The 18,461-nt window shown below is 67.9% G+C and carries 20 protein-coding genes; 9 read left to right on the plus strand and 11 right to left on the minus strand.

Annotated elements, in window-relative coordinates; translation table 11 throughout:
• Window positions 1-74 precede the first annotated feature (74 nt).
• The 3 genes from ACSR87_RS14165 to aroC form a co-directional block, all read right to left on the minus strand.
• Entirely contained in the window at window positions 75-1,013 is a 939-nt protein-coding gene (locus ACSR87_RS14165) for a thiamine pyrophosphate-dependent enzyme (protein ID WP_004043633.1), read from the minus strand.
• Between the two features lie 3 nt (window positions 1,014-1,016).
• Window positions 1,017-2,912, minus strand: coding sequence for a 2-oxoacid:acceptor oxidoreductase subunit alpha (locus tag ACSR87_RS14170; protein ID WP_498530899.1), 1,896 nt, complete (start codon window positions 2,910-2,912; stop codon window positions 1,017-1,019).
• A 199-nt stretch (window positions 2,913-3,111) separates the two neighbouring features.
• Window positions 3,112-4,320 carry a chorismate synthase gene (aroC, locus tag ACSR87_RS14175; RefSeq protein ID WP_498530900.1) on the minus strand — a complete coding sequence of 403 codons (1,209 nt, stop codon included), beginning with the start codon at window positions 4,318-4,320 and terminating at the stop codon, window positions 3,112-3,114.
• A gap of 106 nt (window positions 4,321-4,426) precedes the next feature.
• Between aroC and ACSR87_RS14180 the strand changes: the two genes are divergently transcribed.
• A complete protein-coding gene (locus ACSR87_RS14180) occupies window positions 4,427-4,957 on the plus strand; it encodes a DUF6653 family protein (protein WP_498530901.1) in 531 nt (176 codons plus the stop codon).
• Here the strand turns inward: ACSR87_RS14180 and ACSR87_RS14185 are convergent.
• Both ACSR87_RS14185 and aroA read right to left on the minus strand, forming a co-directional pair.
• Complete coding sequence (locus ACSR87_RS14185; protein WP_498530902.1) at window positions 4,946-6,187, minus strand: alkaline phosphatase family protein; 1,242 nt, start codon at window positions 6,185-6,187, stop codon at window positions 4,946-4,948. The two genes, ACSR87_RS14180 and ACSR87_RS14185, sit on opposite strands and share 12 nt — an antisense overlap.
• A gap of 66 nt (window positions 6,188-6,253) precedes the next feature.
• The gene (gene aroA / locus ACSR87_RS14190) at window positions 6,254-7,546 is read right to left on the minus strand and encodes a 3-phosphoshikimate 1-carboxyvinyltransferase (protein WP_498530903.1); all 1,293 of its coding nucleotides are present in this window, start codon (window positions 7,544-7,546) and stop codon (window positions 6,254-6,256) included.
• Between the two features lie 321 nt (window positions 7,547-7,867).
• Here aroA and ACSR87_RS14195 point away from each other — a divergent pair, with 321 nt between their 5' ends.
• Window positions 7,868-9,043: a M24 family metallopeptidase gene (locus tag ACSR87_RS14195; RefSeq protein ID WP_498530904.1), complete on the plus strand. Its 1,176-nt coding sequence runs from the start codon at window positions 7,868-7,870 to the stop codon at window positions 9,041-9,043.
• A gap of 91 nt (window positions 9,044-9,134) precedes the next feature.
• On the opposite strand, the gene ACSR87_RS14200 is transcribed toward ACSR87_RS14195, so the two are convergent.
• Window positions 9,135-9,656 carry a hypothetical protein gene (locus ACSR87_RS14200; protein WP_430639354.1) on the minus strand — a complete coding sequence of 174 codons (522 nt, stop codon included), beginning with the start codon at window positions 9,654-9,656 and terminating at the stop codon, window positions 9,135-9,137.
• A gap of 165 nt (window positions 9,657-9,821) precedes the next feature.
• On the minus strand, window positions 9,822-10,667 hold the full coding sequence (locus ACSR87_RS14205) for an SDR family oxidoreductase (RefSeq protein ID WP_498530905.1): 846 nt from the start codon (window positions 10,665-10,667) through the stop codon (window positions 9,822-9,824).
• Between the two features lie 145 nt (window positions 10,668-10,812).
• Here ACSR87_RS14205 and ACSR87_RS14210 point away from each other — a divergent pair, with 145 nt between their 5' ends.
• The 5 genes from ACSR87_RS14210 (at window position 10,813) to ACSR87_RS14230 (ending at window position 14,528) form a co-directional block, all read left to right on the plus strand.
• Window positions 10,813-11,637, plus strand: a complete 825-nt coding sequence (locus tag ACSR87_RS14210) for a prephenate dehydrogenase/arogenate dehydrogenase family protein (protein ID WP_498530906.1) — start codon at window positions 10,813-10,815, stop codon at window positions 11,635-11,637.
• An 88-nt stretch (window positions 11,638-11,725) separates the two neighbouring features.
• A complete protein-coding gene (locus ACSR87_RS14215) occupies window positions 11,726-13,129 on the plus strand; it encodes a small ribosomal subunit Rsm22 family protein (protein WP_498530907.1) in 1,404 nt (467 codons plus the stop codon).
• Between the two features lie 81 nt (window positions 13,130-13,210).
• Window positions 13,211-14,002, plus strand: a complete 792-nt coding sequence (gene surE, locus ACSR87_RS14220; RefSeq protein WP_498530908.1) for a 5'/3'-nucleotidase SurE — start codon at window positions 13,211-13,213, stop codon at window positions 14,000-14,002.
• A gap of 54 nt (window positions 14,003-14,056) precedes the next feature.
• Window positions 14,057-14,185 carry a hypothetical protein gene (locus tag ACSR87_RS14225; protein WP_498530909.1) on the plus strand — a complete coding sequence of 43 codons (129 nt, stop codon included), beginning with the start codon at window positions 14,057-14,059 and terminating at the stop codon, window positions 14,183-14,185.
• 118 nt (window positions 14,186-14,303) lie between these two features.
• On the plus strand, window positions 14,304-14,528 hold the full coding sequence (locus tag ACSR87_RS14230) for a hypothetical protein (protein WP_498530910.1): 225 nt from the start codon (window positions 14,304-14,306) through the stop codon (window positions 14,526-14,528).
• 4 nt (window positions 14,529-14,532) lie between these two features.
• On the opposite strand, the gene ACSR87_RS14235 is transcribed toward ACSR87_RS14230, so the two are convergent.
• Window positions 14,533-14,784 (minus strand): hypothetical protein, encoded by a 252-nt coding sequence (locus tag ACSR87_RS14235; RefSeq protein ID WP_498530911.1) that lies wholly within the window; start codon window positions 14,782-14,784, stop codon window positions 14,533-14,535.
• Between the two features lie 84 nt (window positions 14,785-14,868).
• Between ACSR87_RS14235 and ACSR87_RS14240 the strand changes: the two genes are divergently transcribed.
• Window positions 14,869-15,675: an AAC(3) family N-acetyltransferase gene (locus ACSR87_RS14240; protein WP_498530912.1), complete on the plus strand. Its 807-nt coding sequence runs from the start codon at window positions 14,869-14,871 to the stop codon at window positions 15,673-15,675.
• A 56-nt stretch (window positions 15,676-15,731) separates the two neighbouring features.
• Here the strand turns inward: ACSR87_RS14240 and ACSR87_RS14245 are convergent, their stop codons facing one another.
• The 3 genes from ACSR87_RS14245 to ACSR87_RS14255 form a co-directional block, all read right to left on the minus strand.
• Window positions 15,732-16,157: an OsmC family protein gene (locus ACSR87_RS14245; RefSeq protein WP_498530913.1), complete on the minus strand. Its 426-nt coding sequence runs from the start codon at window positions 16,155-16,157 to the stop codon at window positions 15,732-15,734.
• 96 nt (window positions 16,158-16,253) lie between these two features.
• A complete protein-coding gene (locus ACSR87_RS14250) occupies window positions 16,254-16,895 on the minus strand; it encodes a LysE family translocator (RefSeq protein WP_498531073.1) in 642 nt (213 codons plus the stop codon).
• Between the two features lie 128 nt (window positions 16,896-17,023).
• Window positions 17,024-17,902: a sulfite exporter TauE/SafE family protein gene (locus ACSR87_RS14255; protein WP_498530914.1), complete on the minus strand. Its 879-nt coding sequence runs from the start codon at window positions 17,900-17,902 to the stop codon at window positions 17,024-17,026.
• 106 nt (window positions 17,903-18,008) lie between these two features.
• Between ACSR87_RS14255 and ACSR87_RS14260 the strand changes: the two genes are divergently transcribed.
• Entirely contained in the window at window positions 18,009-18,395 is a 387-nt protein-coding gene (locus ACSR87_RS14260) for a CopG family ribbon-helix-helix protein (RefSeq protein WP_498530915.1), read from the plus strand.
• Window positions 18,396-18,461: the final 66 nt, after the last annotated feature.

Below are 18,461 nucleotides of genomic sequence, written 5' to 3' on the forward strand. Positions count from 1 at the left end.
AAAAGGGTTCTCGGTCACATCGAACCGGCGCGGCTACCGGCCGAAAACCGAGCGCCGAGACGGCGTCGGCGGCGTTACTTGTGCTTGTCGAGGAAGTTGTCGAACGTCCGCTCCCACTCGTAGGAGTCGTCGAAGTAGCGCTCCGCGAGCGGCTCTTCGGGCATCTCGCCGATGCGCTGTTTCTCCTGCTGGTAGGACGGGCGGTCTTCGTCGACGTAGTACCGGCCGGTGAGGACGGTTCCCTCGTGGAGGGCGTTCTCCGTCTCGAACATCATCTCGGAGGCCTCCGAGCGGTTCGTGTTGTCGAACTCGTAGTCGTCGGAGTCGTTGATGTCGATGTACGGGACGTACTGACGGGCGTCCTTGTTCCACGTCGGACACTGCGTGAGGAAGTCGACGTGGGAGAAGCCGTCGTGCTGGATGGCTTCCACGATGATGTCTTTCGCCTGGTTCGGGTTGACGGCCGCGGTCCGCGCGACGTACGACGCCCCGGCGTTCAGGGACATCGAGAGCGGACGCAGCGGCGTCTTGGCCGAGCCGTGGGGCTGGGTCTTCGACTTGTGACCCATCGGCGACGTGGGCGAGGTCTGACCCTTCGTGAGGCCGAAGATCTCGTTGTTGAACACGATGTAGGTGATGTCGTGGTTCTCACGGGCGGTGTGCATGAAGTGGTTGCCACCGATGCCGTAGCCGTCACCGTCGCCGCCGGCGGCGACCACGGTCAGGCCGGGGTTCGCCAGCTTGGCGGCGCGGGCGATGGGCAGCGAGCGGCCGTGGATGGTGTGGAAGCCGTAGCTGTTGAAGTAGCTGTTGAGCTTGCCGGAACAGCCGATGCCGGTCGTCACCATCATCTCGTCGGGCGAGAGGCCGAGTTCGGCCGCCGCGCCTTTGAGCGCCTTGAGGACACCGAAGTCACCGCAGCCCGGACACCACGTCGGCTGGGGTTCGAGTCCGGGGGTGAACTCGTTTTGGTCCTGCTCCGTTTCTTCACCGATTGCGCTGAATGCACTCATGATTTATTCACCCACCTTGGGGACGAACTTCGTGCGGTTGTCTGGGAGCTCCTCGCCTTCGAGGAGCGCCGTCTCGAAGCCCTCGACGATGTCGGCGGGCTCGAACGGATTGCCGTTGTACTTGAGGAGACTCGACATCTGGTCGCCGTAGCCGCCGAGTTCCTTGGAGATGAGTCCGCGGAACTGGGCGGAGGCGGTCATCTCGACGACGAGCGCCTCGTCGACGCTATCGAGGAACTCCGCGACCTGCTGCTTCGGGAACGGCATCATCTCGGAGACGCCGAGGACCTTGACCGAGTGGCCCTTCTCGTTGAGGATGTCGGCGGCCTCTTCGACGGTGCCCTGCTGGCTGCCGAAGGTGATGAGGCCGAGGTCGGCGTCCTCGTCGCCGTGGACCGTGTTGAACTCGCCGTCGGCGTCGAGTTCGGCACGGATGTTGTCGACCTTCTGCATGCGGCGGTTCATCTGCGCGACGCGGTTCTCGGGGGACTCCGAGATGTGACCCGCGGGCATGTGCTCGTTACCCGTTGCGAGGTAGCGACCGCCCTTCTGGCCCGGCAGCGAACGCGGCGAGACGCCGTTTTCGGTGTCGTGCTGGAAGCGCTGGTACTTGCCGGAGTCGTCGTGCGGCGCGTCTTCGAGTTCCGCTTCCGTCAGGACCGAGCCGAGGTCGGCGTTCGGCTCCTCGTCGAAGACCGACGCCGGGACGTTCGAGAGCTCGCCGCCGAGCTTCTGGTCGTAGAGGACGATGGACGGAATCTGGTACTCGTAGGCGATCTGGAACGCCTTGCGCGTCTGGTAGTACGCCTCGGCGGCGTTGCCGGGCGCGAAGACGATGCGGTGGGAGTCGCCCTGCGAGGTGTAGAGGACGTGTTCGAGGTCGGACTGCTCGGGCTTCGTCGGCATCCCCGTCGAGGGGCCGGCGCGCATGGCCTCGACGAGCACGAGCGGCGTCTCGGTGATTTCCGCGAGACCGAGCGGCTCGGACATGAGCGAGAAGCCGCCACCGGACGACCCGGACATCGCCTTGACGCCCGCGTGAGAGGCACCGATTGCCAGCGCGGCCGCGGCGATTTCGTCCTCCACCTGCTCGGAGATGCCGCCGAGTTCGGGGAGGTTCTGGGTCATGATGGTGAAGACTTCCGTCCACGGGGTCATCGGGTAGCCCGCGATGAAGCGGCAGCCTTCGTCGATGGCACCGTACGCGATGGCGTCGGAGCCGGAGAGAAGCACCTGCTCTTCGTCGTGTTCGCCGGTCGGCGCGGACACGTCGGGAGCCTCGACGTCGTACTCCTCTTGGACCATCTCGTAGGCGTCGTCGAAGACGGTCAGGTTGGGTTCGAGAATCTTGTCGGGCATCGCGTCCGACATCAGGCTCTTGATGACGTCGGGTTCGATGCCGGCGATGGCGCACGTGACGGCGACACCGGCGGTGTTGCGCATGACCTCGCGACCGTGCTCGCGGGCGATGGTGCGCAGGTCGATGTCGTAGACGTGCCAGTTGTTCTCTTCGACGCGCTCGTCGAAGTCCTCGATTTCGGAGGCGTCGAGCAGGCCGGAGTCGTAGACGATGACGCCGCCTTCGTCGAGTTCGTCGAGGTTCTCCGACAGCGGCTTAATCTCCTCGTTGCCGTAGTAGGCACCCTCGCTCGGGTTGCGGGCGAAGGAGTCACCGAGCGCGAGGAGGAAGTTGTACCCGTCACCGCGGGACTTGACGGGGTCGGCGCTGACGCGCACTTCCGTGTACGTGTGGCCACCGCGGATGCGCGACGGATAGTGTCGATGCGTGAAAACGTGTAGCCCCGCTCGCATCAGGGCTTTGGCGAAGTTCTGGCTCGTCGAGGCGATACCGTCACCGGAACCCCCTGCGATACGCCAGATAAGTTCGTGGTCAGTCATATGTTGAGCTCACGGCCCCGCTGGGGCGCTACCTGAAAAGTTGGGGAGGGTCCGATTAAAGACTTTGCTATGGATTAACAAGTAAAGATAATGAAGGTCTTAATATTGTTAAACTGACTCACTCTCCCACCGTCGAAAGTGGACGAACGGACTGTCACGCCCGCGGAATAGAGTGAACGATAACTCGGAATCGGGTTCGCTACTCGTTGTCGGGACTCGACGGGTGGTACGGCGTGTCGTACTCGCCGGCCTGCCCGTCGAGGCGGTCGGGGTTGATACGTCCGCCGAGGAGCATGAAGTCGAGGACGGTCACGTAGAGCATCGCCTCGACGACGGGGACGCCGCGGGGCGGGAGCACGGGGTCGTGCCGGCCGACGACCTGAATCTCCTTTTCCTCGCCGGTCTCCCAGTCGACGGTCCGCTGTTTCTTCGGGATGGACGTGGGCGCGTGGAGCGTCAGTTCGCCGTACACCGGTTCGCCGGTCGTGATGCCGCCCTGGATGCCGCCGTGTTTGTTGCCGACCGGTCGGGGGTCGCCGTGCGCTCGCGGTTCGTCACCGCTCGCGTCTTCCGAGTCGCTTTGCGACTCGCCCTCGTCAAACTCCCAGTTCTCGTTTCGGTCGTGGCCGGTCCACTCGCGGGCCTCGCGGCCGAGGCCGAACTCGAACGCCGTCGCAGCCGGCACCGACATGAGCGCCTGTCCGAGTCGCGCCGAGAAGGAGTCGAACCGCGGCGCGCCGAGGCCGCGCGGGACGCCCTGCGCCTCGAAGTAAATCGAGCCGCCGATGGAGTCGCCTTCCTTCTGGTACTCCTCGATGAGTTCCTGCATCTCCGCCGCCGTCTCGGGGTGCGCACAGCGCACGTCGTTTTCCTCGGTGTGTTCGCGCAAGTCGTCGAACGACACCTCGGGCGCTTCCACGTCACCGATCTGGTTCACGTGCGCCTTGATTTCGATGTCGTAGTCGCTCTGCTCGATGACCTGCTTCGCCACCGCGCCGGCGGCGACCCAGTTCACCGTCTCGCGCGCCGAGGAGCGCCCGCCGCCGCCCCAGTTGCGCGTGCCGAACTTCGCGGAGTACGTGAAGTCGCCGTGGGAAGGCCGCGGCGCGGTCACGTACGGCTCGTACTTGCCCGAGCGGGCGTCCTTGTTCTGGACGACCATCCCGATGGGCGTGCCCGTCGTGTAGCCGTCCTGCACGCCGGAGTTGACGACGATGGCGTCCGGTTCGCCGCGGCTCGTCGTAATCATCGACTGGCCCGGCTTCCGTCGGTCCAGTTCGTGCTGCACGTCTTCGACCGACAGCTCCACGCCGGCGGGGCAGCCGGATATCGTGACGCCCATCGCGTCGCCGTGGCTCTCGCCGTAGGTGGTCATCCGAAAGAGACGACCGAATTCGTTGCCGTTCATTACCCGCCCCTCGAGTGGCCGCCCATTTAGTGTTTGTAGAAAGGTGCAATCGTGGGCGGGGGTTCGGCGCCCCCACGTTCATGCTCGACGCGGACGAACCGAGCGTATGGATTCACCGCCCTCCACCGACCCCGCCGCCTCCGCTCTCGACTCCGACCCCGCCGCCGCCGACGCATCCGCTTCCGGCCTCCGCGACCGCTTCGAAGCGACGTTCTGGGAGCGCCACGCCAACCCGTGGAGCGCCGGCACGCGCATCCTCGTCTACCCGGTGTTGATGTACGCCGTCTACCGCCGGGACCGCCGGCTCTTTCTCGCCGCCGTCGCCTTCACCGCAGTCAACCCGGTGTTGTTCCCGCGGCCCGCGCGCACCGACAACTACCTCAGTCGAATCGTCCTCGCAGAGCGCGCGTGGCTCGACGCCGGGCGGGGGACGATGGGGTTGGACTACCCGAACGTGCTCAACGTGCTCAACGTCCCGGTCACGGTCTACGCCGTCGTCTCGGCGCTTCGGCGCAGGCCGGTCGGCACGCTCCTCGGCACGCTCGGCGTGATGGTCCTCAAACTCTGGTGGGTCGACGCCGTCGTGAAGGAGACGGGCGTGACGGGTCGCGGCCCCGACGCCGACTCAGCGGAGTGAGTCGAGCGTCGCCGTGGCGAACGGAATCAGCATCTCGTCGGGGTGGAGACCGCCGTGCATGGCGACGAAGTCGAGTTTGCCCCCGTCCTCGTCGCCGTACCAGACGCCGAGGTCGCGGTGGACGACCACGAGGTCACCGAGTCGCCGCGTGAACGTCTCGGACGGGTCGGAGCCGAACAGGCCGGCGTCGAGTATCTCTCGTCTCCGAAGGACTCTCGCGTCCAGTTCCGCCGTGAGCGTCTCGTAGACCGGGTCGATTCGGTCTTCCTTCAGGTGGAGGTGGACGTTTCGCGGACTCCCCGAGAACCGAATCGGCGTCCCGTCAGTGAGCGTCCGCAGGTCCGAAACGAGGTCGAACGGCGGCTTCGAGAGGTCGGGGTTGCGCTCGGGGTCGGTGTCGACGAGGCCGTGGTCGGCGGTGACGCAGACGAGCGTCTCGCCCGCGCCGTCTTCGTCGGTCGTTTCGACGAGCGTCTCGACGGCTTTAGCGACCCGGTCGAACGTCTCGGCGGCCGTCTCGCGGTACTCGCTGGAGTCGACACCCTCGGCGTGGGCCACGGCGTCGGTCTGGGGGAGGTACGCGAAGATGTACGACGGGTCCGCGGCCTCCTCGGCGGCCTCGGTGAAGGCGTCCGAGAACGTCGAGAGGTCCTCGGAGTCGTAGGTGTGCGGGACCGTCTCCGCCGACGGGAACGGCGTCACGTGGTGCGTCTCGACGCCCGCCGCCGCCAGCGCGGGGTATATCGGGTCCGCGTCCGCAACGTCCTCGAAGTCGAGTCCTTCGGGTCGCGTTCCGTCGCTCTTGAGAAACGGAAGCGCTTCGAACTGTTCGTCGGCGTCGGGGTCGTAGACGTACCACCCGACGACGCCGTGTTCTGCCGGGAGCGCCCCCGAGTGGAACGTGTTCAGCGCGGCGGCCGTCTCCGAGGGGAAGACGGAGGTGAGCGGCGTGACCCGGCCCGCGCGCTCGAACTCCCGGAGGAAGGGAATCCGGTCGCGCTCGCCGTCCCATTGGGCGAGGCCGAAGCCGTCGACGAGGAAGACGACCACGCGCGACACGCCGTCGTAGCCGTCGGTCGCCGGCGCGGGGAGTCGCGGGCCGGCGTCCGCGCCGAGCAGGTCTGCGACGGTCCCCGGAATCCGCGAGAAACACCAGTCGTCGTAGGCCGGCAGAAGGTACTCGCCGTCCGACTGTCGCTCGCGGAGCGCCTGCGCGTCGGCGTCGAACATACCACCGTCGGCGTGCGTGCGGGCGAAAAAAGTTCTGTCCGTGCGGGTCGCTGTGGGGTCGCGCCTTCAGTTCTCGGTCATCTCGGCACCGAGGTCGCGCATCGCCTCGAAGAAGTTCGGGAACGACACGTCGACGTGCTCGCTGCCCGTAATCGTCGTCTCGCCGTCCGCGACGAGGCCGGCGACGGCCAGCGACATGACGATGCGGTGGTCGCCGCGGCCGTCGACCGCCGCGCCGACGAGGTCTGTCTCGCCGCCGTGAATCGTGAGGCGGTCTCGTTGCTCGGTGACGTTCGCGCCCATCTCCGCGAGTTCCTCCGCCATCGCGCTCACGCGGTCGGTCTCCTTGAACCGGACGTGCTCGCAGTTCTCGATGACCGTGTCGCCGTCGGCGATAGCGCCGAGGACCGCGATGGTCGGCAGCAGGTCGGGCGTGTCGCCCACGTCCACGGTCGTGCCCGTGAGGTCGGCCGCGGAGATCACCAGTTCGCCGGCGTCCTCGTCCCAGTCCACCGTCGCGCCCATGTCGCGGACGATGTCGACGATGGCGCTGTCGCCCTGCGCGGACGGCCGCGCGCCCTCGATGACAACGTCTTCGCCCTCCGCGCCGGCGACCGCGCCGGCCGCGAGCAGATAGGAGATAGACGAGAAGTCGCCGGGGACGCTGTACGCGCCGCCCTCGGGGGCGTACGACTGGCCGCCGGGGACTGAGAAGCCATCGTCGGTCCGGGTTGCTTCGATGCCGAAGTCAGAGAGGAGTTCGAGCGTGATATCGACGTACGGCGAGGACTTGAGTTCCGTCGTGAGTTCCACGTCGATGCCCTCCTCCGTGACCGCGCCGGCCATGAGGAGCGCCGTGATGAACTGCGAGGACACGTCGCCGGGAATCTCGACCGTGCCGCCGGTCATGCCGTCGCCGACGACGAGCGGGGCCTGTCCGTTTCGGCGCGTGCTCTCGGCGCGGCCGTCGAGGTCGAAGACGGCGTCGAGAAGCGGGCCGTGGGGCCGCGACCGGAGCGACGCGTCGCCCGTGAGGACCGTCAGGCCCTCTCCGAGGGCGGCACAGCCGGTGACGAGGCGCATCGTCGTCCCCGAGTTTTCGCAGTTGACCACGTCGTCGGGCGTGCCCGGGCGGCCGCCGAAGCCGGCGACCTCGACCGTCTGGCCGTCGCGGTCGACCGACCCGCCGAACGCCTCGACCGCGCGCATGGTCGCCTTGGTGTCGGCGCTGACGAGCGCGTCGCGGACGACCGCCTCGTCGCTGTAACCCGCAGCGAGGACGGCTCTGTGGGTGTAACTCTTCGACGGCGGCGCTCGGGTGCGTCCGGTGACCCGAGACGGGGAGACGTGCGCGTCCATACGCGAGGGGTCGGCAGGGTCCGGTATCAGGGTACCGGACGCGGCGACGTTCTCCCGGACGGCGACGACGGCGCGGTCGTTCGATTTCGTGTCTGCCAACAAACATATATCGCGGGAGAGCGTATCGTACGGCCGGCGGCGAACCGCCGCAACCGCGGACGAGTCGTGCCGGGATTGCGGCACTCAGTCACCGCCCGCGGCGAGTTCCGGCGGTCTATCCGCGGCGCGTCTCTCGCCCGAAGAGGCGTGTCGCGGTGCCGATACCGGAACCCGCCGACCGCGACGCGAGAGCTTTACTATCGGCCGGGCGAACCCCGGAGTATGGAACCCGATTTCTCACCGTTGGCCGAGTTCCTCGGCGACGAGTTCGACGGCTATCTCATCTCGGCCGACGGCAGCGACTCCAACCAGCTGTATCTCTCCGGGTTCGACGCGCCGGACCCGTACGTGACGCTCTACACGCCCGCGGGAATCCACCTCCTCGTCTCGACGCTGGAGTTCGGCCGCGCGAAAAAGGAGAGCCGCGCCGACACCGTCTCTCGACTCTCGGACTACGACTACCGCGACAACCACGCCGAACACGGCGCGGTCGTCGGGAAGGCCAAGACGGTCGCGGCGTTTCTCGCTGACCACGGTGTCGACTCGCTCGCGGTCCCCGCGGACTTCCCGCTCGGCACTGCCGACGCCCTGCGCGAGGAGGGCGTCGCGGTCGACGCCGAGACCGACGACGTGCTCACGAACATCCGCGCGGTGAAAGCCGACGAGGAAGTCGAACATATCCACGCCGCACAGGACGCCAACGAGGCCGCGATGCGCGCCGCCGAGGGCCTCATCCGCGACGCCGACGTGGCCGACGACGGCACGCTCACCTACGAGGGCGAGCCGCTGACGAGCGAGCGCGTCAGAGAGGAAATCGAGGTGACGCTGCTGCGCCACGGCTGCGCCCTCGACGAGACCATCGTCGCCTGCGGAGCCGACGCCGCCGACCCGCACGACCGCGGGAGCGGCCCGCTTCGGGCCGACGAGCCCGTCATCATCGACATCTTCCCGCGCGACAAGGAGACGAAGTACAACGGCGACATGACCCGGACGTTCGTGAAAGGCGAGCCGTCGCCCGAAATCCGCGAGTGGTTCGACCTCACCGAGGAGGCGTTCGAGGCCGCCCTCGACGCCGTCGAACCCGGCGCGACCGGCAAAGACGTCCACGACGCCGTCTGCGACGTGTACGAGGCGGCCGGCGAGAGCACGCTCCGCGCCGACCCCTCGGCGGAGACCGGCTTCATCCACAGCACCGGCCACGGCGTCGGCCTCGACGTGCACGAACTCCCGTCTTTGAGTCCGAGCGGCGAGGAGCTTCGGACCGGCCACGTCATCACTATCGAGCCGGGGCTGTACGACCCCGACATCGGCGGCGTCAGAATCGAAGACCTCGTGGTCGTCACCGAGGACGGCTACGAGAACCTGACGGAGTACCCGGTCGAGCTCGTCGTCGAGTAGTCGGTTCTGAAACGAGAGCGCAGAGCGGGAGCAGAAACGGAAACGGAATCCGGACCGGAAGCGGAATCCGACTCGACCCGGACCCGGAAAATCAGCTGTCGAGGGCGTTGTCGCCGGTCGGGCTGCCGGCGGGCGACGCGTCGGTCCAGCCGGAGTTGGCCTCGCGCCACTGTTTCAAGAGGTCCTCCAGCGCGTCGCCCGTCTCGGGCGTGAGCACGCCCGCGGCCTGCCGGACGACCGTCCCGTCTTCGATGAGAAGCGCGTAGATGTTGCCCTCCCCGAGCAGTCCGAGGCGGCGCTGGAGCGCGGTCTTGTCCACCCGCGCGATGAGCGCGTTGTCGTGGGGTCGGCTCCGGGCCGCCTCCGGAGACATCCCGCCGCCGGACATCGGCGGCATCATCCCGCTTCGCCCGCCGAGGACGAGCAGTTCGTAGTACTCGAAATGCCCGTACGTCTCGCACAACTCCTTTGCGAACCCGCGCCACGACCCGACCAACGACTGCTGGCGGCGGTCGAAGCTGATGAGCACGAGCGTCTGTTCACCCTCTAAGTCGTCCGGGAGGACGACCTTCTGGCCGCTCGTGTCGCGTGTCGGGAGGCGAGGGAACTCCATGCGCTATGCGATTCCCCACCGGTAGTTAAGTCTAATTGCCGATTCGGTAGAATATCGCGTCGGAGAGACCGGGTTCACAGCGCCGACGCATGAACTCATCGCACAGTATTTCGAGTTCATTGAAGATAAACGTCCGGCTCCGAGTCTCACCGCCGATAATCGGGGTCAGCGTTCGTACGCCGGGTCGAACAGCTGGGCCGACATCGGACCGGGGTCGCTCCCCTCGACGACGGCGTACGGCGAGAAGTCGTCGACGCCCGCCTCGGCCAGCAGTTCCTCGTCGTAGAACGCGTTGCCGGTGCAGTCGGTCGGGTCGCGCGAGAACAGTTCGGCGACGGCGTCGCACATAATCTGCGGGGTGCGCCAGTCCTCGGGCGTTCCCATCCCGAAGTGTCGCGTCGCCTCGGACTCGATGGCCGCGACCGGCCACAGCGCGTTCACGCCGATGTCGTCGGCGTCGAGTTCGCCCGCGAGCGACTGCGCGATGAACGTCATGCCGTACTTCGAGAGCGCGTAGGCCACCTTCCCCGGCGCGGGGCGGGCGGGCATCGGCGGCGAGAAGGTGACGACGTGAGCGTGGTCGCTCTCGCGGAGGTGCGGGAGTGCGGCGTGCGTCGTCGCGTACGCGCCGCGGGCGTTCACGTCCATGAGGAGGTCGAACCGCTTCGGCGGCGTGTCCTCGAAGCCGGCCATGTGAATCGCGCCCGCGTTGTTGACGACGAAGTCGATGCCGCCGAAGGCGTCGACCGTCTCGTCGATGGCGGTCTGCACGGAGGCGTCGTCGCGCACGTCGAGTTGACACCAGATGGAGTTGCCGCCGCGCTCGCGTATCTCCTCCGTCGTCTCGACGATGGTTCCGGGGAGGTCCTCGCGCCCGTCGACGGTCTTGCCCGTCGAGACGACGTTCGCGCCCCGGTCGGCCAAGTCGAGCGCGATGGCCTTGCCGATGCCGCGACTGGTTCCCGTGATGAAGGCCGTCCGACCCTCGAAATCAACATCATCGAATGCCATGGTTTCCTATCGGCTAACGACCACTTGACGGTTCGGACACCGGGAGTCGGTTGAACGCGGTTTGCGGGTCGGGCGCGGGTGAGCGTCTCGCCACACCCGCCGCCACCGATTCCCTTTTGCCCGCCGCACCTCCACACCCGTACCGATGGACGTGCTCATCGTCGGCGCGGGCGCAATGGGACGCTGGTTCGGCCGCACCGTCGACGCCGACCTCGCGTTCGCCGACGCGGACCCCGAGAAAGCGGTCGCCGCAGCGGACGCGCTGGGCGGGCGAGCGGTCCCACTGGACGGCGACGAGCGGTTCGACGTGGTCTGTCTCGCGGTCCCGATGCGCCTCGCGGCCGACGCCGTCGCCGGCAACGCCCGCCGCGCGGACGCCGCGATGTGCGACGTGACCGGTGCGATGGGACCCCCGGTGGCGGCGATGCGCGACCACCTCCCCGACCGCGAGCGCCTCAGCCTCCACCCGCTTTTCGCCCCGCACAACGCCCCCGGCAACGTCGCCGCCGTCACCGACGAACCGGGCGCGTACACAGACGCCCTGCTCTCCGACCTCGACGCGGCCGGCAACCGCGTCTTCGAGACGACGCCCGAAGAACACGACGCGGCGATGGAGACGGTGCAGGCGGCGGCTCACGCCGCCGTCCTCGCGTTCGGCCTCGCCGCCGACGACGTGCGCGAGGAGTTCGCCACGCCGATTTCCGCCGCGCTCGACGAACTCGTCGCCTCCGTGTCCGGCGGTACCCCGCGCGTGTACGCGGACATCCAATCATCGTTCGGCGGCGGGGCCGACCGCGTCGCCGACGCGGCCCGCGACCTCGCGGCGGCGGACGACGAGGCGTTCGCCGACCTCTACCGGCGCGTCTCCCGTGGCGACGACGCCGGCGTCGGTTCCGCGGGCGATGCGGGCGACGCGAGCGCCGACGACCGCACCCGCGACCAGACCGACAAGCACGACCCCGTCGAGTGACGAGTGAAGGGAGACGCCGACGCCGACGCCCCGCGGCGGGCCGACATCCTCCCGCGCGGGCGACGGCGACTCGCTCCACAGCCCACCGATGATAGACAGAGACGCCGTCCGCGACAACGCGAAGTACCTCAGAAACGTCCGCCCCATCGACCCCGACGAGATAGCCGACTACATCGAGGGCGCGCCCCACCCCGCCGTGGTGAAACAGACGCTCCGCGAGGAGGCCCACGACCTCGGCCTGTTCGAGCGCGACGACGGCACGTTCGTCCCCGCGAGCGACGACCCCGCGCCGCTCCAGCGTTGGTCGCCCGAAGCCTTCCCCGACGACTACTCCTTCGCCCTCGAAGACCTGCTCATCGGGCGCTACGGCGCGAACTGGCACGTCGGTGAGTCGGGCGACCGCCTCCGGGAGCGCGTCCGCCAACTGAAAGAGGACTACTACCGGGGCAACCCCGTCGAGTACGACGAGGACGCCGCGCTCGGCTACGCGATATACCACCTCCCCGACTACTACGCGGCCGTCGGCTACGTCCTCTCCGACCTCGCGGAGCGGAGCCTACTCCCGCGAAACCCCCGCGTGCTCGACGTGGGCGCCGGGACGGGCGGCCCCGCGCTCGGCCTCCACGACTACCTCCCCGACGATTCGGTCGTAGACTACCACGCGGTCGAACCGAGCGCCTCCGCGGACGTGCTCGACCGGATGCTCGGCGAGACGCGCCGGAACTTCCGGACGACCGTCCACCGCGAGACCGCCGAGGCGTTCGCCCCCGACGGCGAGTACGATATCGTCCTGTTCGCCAGCGTCCTGAGCGAACTCGACGACCCCGCCGCGGTCGTCGAGAACTACCTCGACGCGCTCGCCGCCGACGGCGCAATCGTCGCCATCGCGCCGGCGGACAGAAACACGAGCATCGGCCTCCGCGAGGTCGAACGCGAGGTCGCGCCGGCCGACGGCGACGTGACGGTGTACTCGCCGACGCTCCGCCTCTGGGACGGCTACGCGCCCTCGGACCGCGGCTGGTCGTTCGACGTGCGGCCCGACCTCGACGTGCCGGGGTTCCAGCGCCGCCTCGACGAGGGCCGCGCGGGCGACGAGGACGAGGGCATCTTCGTCAACGTGGACGTGCAGTACTCGTACAGCGTCCTCCGCACCGACGGCGAGCGCCGCCTCGACGTGCGCGGCAACCCCGCGCGGTTCGCCAAGATGGCCGAGATGGAACGCCACGTCACGAACCGCATCGACCTGCTGGCGGTCAAACTGAGCCACGACCTCTCGGAGGGGAACAACCAGGTGTTCAAAATCGGCGACGGGAGCGAGGCGGTCGACCACTACGCCGTCCGCACGCGCGACACCGTGCTGAACGCCGATGTGGCCGACGCCGACTACGGCGACGTGCTCGTCTTCGAGAACGTTCTCGCGCTCTGGAACGACGACGAGGAGGCGTACAACCTCGTCGTCGACGACGAGACGCTCGTCGACCGCGTGGCCTGAGCGGGCCGTGCCGGCGAGGGGTCGGCCGGACGGGTCGTGTCCGACGGATGGCTTTTTGCGGGTTCCGTCCCCAGACGGACCATGAGCGAACCCAGCATCCTCCTCACTAACGACGACGGCATCGAGAGCGTGGGCTTCCGCGCGCTCTACGACGCCCTCTCGGAGTTCGCCGACGTGACCGCGGTCGCGCCCGCGACGGACCAGAGCGCGGTCGGCCGGAAGATGTCCACCGACGCGGTCGTCGCCGAGCACGAACTCGGCTACGCGCTGGAGGGGACGCCCGCCGACTGCACGGTCGCCGGCTTGGAGGCGCTGTGTCCCGACGTGGACATGGTCGTCTCCGGTATCAACAAGGGCGCTAACATCGGCGCGTACGTCCTCGGCCGGTCGGGAACCGTCAGCGCCGCCGTCGAGGCCGCGTTCTTCGACGTGCCCGCCATCGCCCTCTCGCTGTACGTCCCCGCCGGCGGCGACCTGCCGTGGCACGAGAAAGCGACCGACTCGCGGGACTTCCACGAGGCGACCAGCGCCGCGTCGTACCTCGTCAAACACGCCGAATCCGCCGGCGTCTTCGAGCAGTGCGACTACCTCAACGTCAACGCGCCCATGTCCGGTCCCGACGGGGGACCCGCGGACATGCAGGTGACGGTTCCCTCGGAGCTGTACGACATGACCGCGGAGTTCGAAAACGGCACCGTGAAGCTCCACGACCGCGTCTGGGAGCGGATGGAAACCGGCGACATTCCGGACCCCGACGGCACCGACCGTCGGGCCGTCGTCGAGGGCCGCGTGTCGGTCTCGCCGCTGACCGCGCCGCACACGACCCACCGCCACGAGGCGCTGGACGCGCTCGCCGAGACGTATCTGGAGTGAGCGAAGCGGGCAACAAAGCGTATCGCGGAGGGGCCTGAAGCACCGACGAGACCGATGTCTCCGTTTCTCCGGGCCGCGGCCGAGTCGGGAAGCGTCACCGGCTTCCTCGTCACCATCGCGGTGCTGTTCAGCCTCCCGCTCGTCATCCTCCTCCACGGACGCCTGTTCGAGCCGTTCTTCTGAGGCCGCGAGTCCGTGCCGTGGCGAACGGAGCGACCTATCGACGATTCACGGGCTCCCTCGCACGCAACAGCCAGACAGTCATCGCAGTCTTTTCATCGGCGTGATATCTTTAGCTGATGTGAACCGCGACGAACTCAACGACTACCTGAAACAGCGGCCGCTCTTGGGAGGCCTCTGGGTCGTCGCGGTACTCGGTGTGGGTATGCTGCTGTGGCTGAAACTGCTCCGACCGGCGCAGTCGGTCGTCGACATCGTTTCGAACACCGGCTACCAGTTCGGCTTTCTCGTGATGGGCGGGCTCTGTTACGTGGCCTTCGTCGGCCTCTCCCGGGCGGTGAACTGATTTCTCACTCCGACGCCGCCCGTCGGCTATCCACCAGCAGTTTGTACGCGAGGCCGACGACGCCGGCGAACACCGCGAGCGCCCCGGCGAGCGAGGCGAGGATTCCGAAAACGGACATCAGTCCGAACCCGTAGCCTGCGAAGGCGAAACTGCCGACGGTCAGCAACACCCACCCGCCGACGATGACGGCGAACAGCGCGATGGCGTCGTCTTCGGTCGCGTAGCGGAGGGCGTCGCGGGCGGAGACGCGTGACATGTCGAACGCGTCACCGGGGTCGGAGTTGGTCCTTTCGGTCGGCCGACACCAAAGATTGAATCCCGACCCGGCTGACGAAGGCGTATGTCCGAAGCAGATGCCGTCGAGCGCGTGGACGAACCCGGAAGCGTGGATTCGCTCGCCGCGGACCTCCGCGCGCTCGGCGTCGCGGCCGGCGACACCCTCCTCGTCCACTCGTCGCTCAGTTCGCTCGGCTGGGTCGCCGGCGGTCCGCAGGCGGTCGTCGACGCCCTCCAGACGGTGCTGACCGACGACGGAACATTGGTCATGCCGACCCACACCGGCCAGTACACCGACCCGTCGGCGTGGGAGAACCCGCCGGTCCCCGACGACTGGGTCGAAGTCATCGGCGAGTCGATGCCGCCGTTCCGTCCCGACGTGACGCCGACCCGCGGGATGGGCGTGGTGCCCGAGTGCTTCCGCACCTACCCCGGCGTCGTCCGCAGCGAGCATCCGACGGTCTCCTTCGCGGCGTGGGGCGCAGCCGCCGAGGAAATCGTCGGTGGCCACGAACTCGATTACGGCCTCGGCGACGGGTCGCCGCTGGCGCGAGTGTACGACCGCGGCGGCGACGTGCTCTTACTCGGCGTCGGCCACGGGAACAACACCTCGCTCCACCTCCCTGAGCATCGCGCGGACTTCGAAAAGACGCGGACGAGAGAGCGCGCGCCGCTGCTCCGAGAGGGCGAGCGCGTCGTCATCGAGTACGAGGATATCGAGGTCAGGACCGACGACTTCGAGGCGGTCGGCGAGGCGTTCGAGAGGCAGCGCGGCGCGACCGAGGGGTCGGTCGCGGCCGCGACGGCGACGCTCCTCGACCAACCCGCGCTGGTCGACTTCGCCGAAGACTGGTTCGAGTCGAACCGCTGAGACGGGGGCGCGGTCGACTCGGTCGGGTCACGAAAAACGGCGGGCGACGCGCGCCCTCAGGCGAGCGTCGCGGTCAGCGTGATTTCCGGCCCGGCGAGCGCCTTCGACACCGGGCAGTTCTCCTTTGCGCGCTGGGCGAGGTCGGCAAACGTCTCCTCGTCGATGTCGGGCACGTCGGCGTCGAGCGTCAGGTCGATGCGAGAGATTTCGAAGCCGCCGCCGTCGGCCGGGTCGAGGTGCACGTCGGCCGCGGTGTGGAGGCTCGTCGGCGCGTAGCCCTCGCCTTCGAGGAACGCGGTCAACTGCATCGAGAAACAGCCGGAGTGAGCCGCGCCGATGAGCTCCTCAGGGTTCGACCCGAGTTCGTCTTCGAACCGCGTCGGGAACGTGAACGTCCCCTCGACGGTCCCGCTCTCGGTCGAGAACTCGCCGCTCCCGTCTTTGCCGCCGGTCCACGTCGTCTCCGCCTTGTGCGTGGGCATGACACGTGTACTACGGTCGCAAGCGATATGGAGATAGCGGCGGCGAAGCGTTCGAGGGGACCGAACCGGCGGGATGCGGAGGTGCCGGGTGGCCCGTCACAGGCCGCTCCAGAGCGCCGCGACGCCGAACCCGACGATGACGACGCCGGCGAGTTGGTTCACCCGGCGGAGGACCGCCGGGGTGACTCGCTCCCGGACACGGTCGACGGCGGCGCTCAGGACGAACCACCAGAGCGCCGACCCGGCGAAGACGCCCGCGACGAGGACCGCCGCCGCGAGGTAGTCGCCCGAGACGCCGACGCCCAAGCCGGCGAAGATGCCGACGAACGCCAGTATCGTCACCGGGTTCGTCAGCGTCAGGAGGAACGTCGACCCGAAGTCGGCCGCGAGCGTCCGGGCAGTCGAGTCGGGCGACACGACGGCCGACCGCTCGGTCGTCGGAGCCGATGCGACCGACGCCGGGTCGCCCCGAATCGACTGGATGCCGACGTACAGGAGAATCGCCCCACCGGCGAGCGCGATTGCGTTGCGGTGGCCGAGCAGCACCGACGAGAGCGCGGCGAGGCCGAACCCCGCGATGGTCCCGTAGACCGCGTCCGCGGACGCCGCTCCGAGTCCGCTGACGAAGCCGGAGCGCCGGCCCTTAGAAAGCGTTCGCTGGATGCACAGGACGCCGATTGGACCGACCGGCGCGGCTATCGAGACGCCGAGAACGAGTCCGCGGACGAAGATTCCGATTGTGGCGGTTAATAGACATCACCTTCGTGACCGCTCCGATGCGTCGCCGGGTGATAGCTCTATCGCCGGAGCTGAACGGACCGCCGGGGCAATCGGCGTCGGTGTCGGTTCCGGTGGGCCGGACCCGCTCAGAACAGCCCCGTGATGAAGCCGAGACCCATCAGGACCAACACGGCCGCGGAGAACGCCGGGAGATACGGCGTGTACGTCTCGACCTCGTCTTCGTACTGCTCGTAGCCCGCAATCAGCAGCATCGTCAGCCCGACGATGCCGACGACGACGGTGACGGCGTAGGCGCTCATCAGTTCGAGACAGTAGTTCGACCCGGCGCAGAGCGCGATAATCTCGAACTCCTCCTCGTGGGCGAAGCCGAGGACGAACGCGAACCACGCGATACCGAGGAGACCGCGGTCCGCGGCGTCGTCGAGGTCGCCGTGCGAGTGGGAGTGCCCGCCGACGAAGGGGACGAAACGCTTCAAGCGGGCAAACAGCCCGTTGCCGTCGTGGGTGTGACCGTCGTGGTCGCGTGAATGGCTCTGGTCGCCGTCGTGCGAGTGTTCGTGGCCGTGGTCATGGCCCTCGCCGTGGTCGCGTGAGTGGCCGTGGTCATCGCCGTGGCTGTGGCCCCCGTGGTCGTCGTCGTGCCCGTGCGTGCCGTGAGAATGCCCGTGGGTGTACTCTCGGATACCGAGTACGATGAGCAAGACGCCGGCGACGAGACTGACTGGGCCGCCGATTTGGACGCCGCCGAGTATCGTAATCGACTCGTTGACCCGCGTGAGGTCGAAGTACGCCTTCGCGTAGAAAAACACGCCCACCATCGCGATACTGCTGACGAGGTGGCCGACCCCGAGGATGAAACTCGCCGCGAACCCGTACACCCACTTGTTCGCTTGGTCGAGCGCGTACGACGCGGCGACGGGCCAGCCGTGACCCGGTTCGACGCCGTGGACGGCTCCGAGGAGTACCGCGCCGGCGACGAGGCCGAGCAGTTCGTTCGTGGCCATGTGCTACCGTATCCGTGGCAAACGACGGGTATAGGGGTTGTTAATACCGAACCGCGGGTATCGTCATAACGAGCACTCTTGTAGCTGTACGCGTCAGTTGGAGGTAATGCGGACGAGTTTCAACATCCCCGACGAACTGGTCGCTGAGTTCGACCGGGCGTGGCGCGACGAGGGCATCGAAAACCGGTCGCGGGCGGTTCGAGAGGCCATGCGCGAGTTCGTCGAGTCCCACGCCCGACTCGAAGACGTCTCCGGCGAGGTCGTCGCGCTCGTCGGCTTCGACTACCGCCACCACGACGTGATTCGCGAGCTTCACGGGACGCAACACGAGTTTCAGGACGTCATCCTCAACACGAGTCACACCCATCAGGGCGAGTGGTGCCTCGAATCGCTGTTCTGCCGCGGCCCCGCGGCGCGCGTCCGGGCGCTGACCTATCGGCTCCGCGACTTCGACGCGGTCCGGCGGGTGAAGGTGATGGTCATCCGCGAGTGACGCGGCGTCGCGGCTCCGAATCGGAGCAATCGAGCTTCGTTCGCCGCGCGCTGTCCGTGGTGAGTT

The sequence above is a fragment of the Haloferax sp. SDI50 genome, from assembly GCF_059802635.1.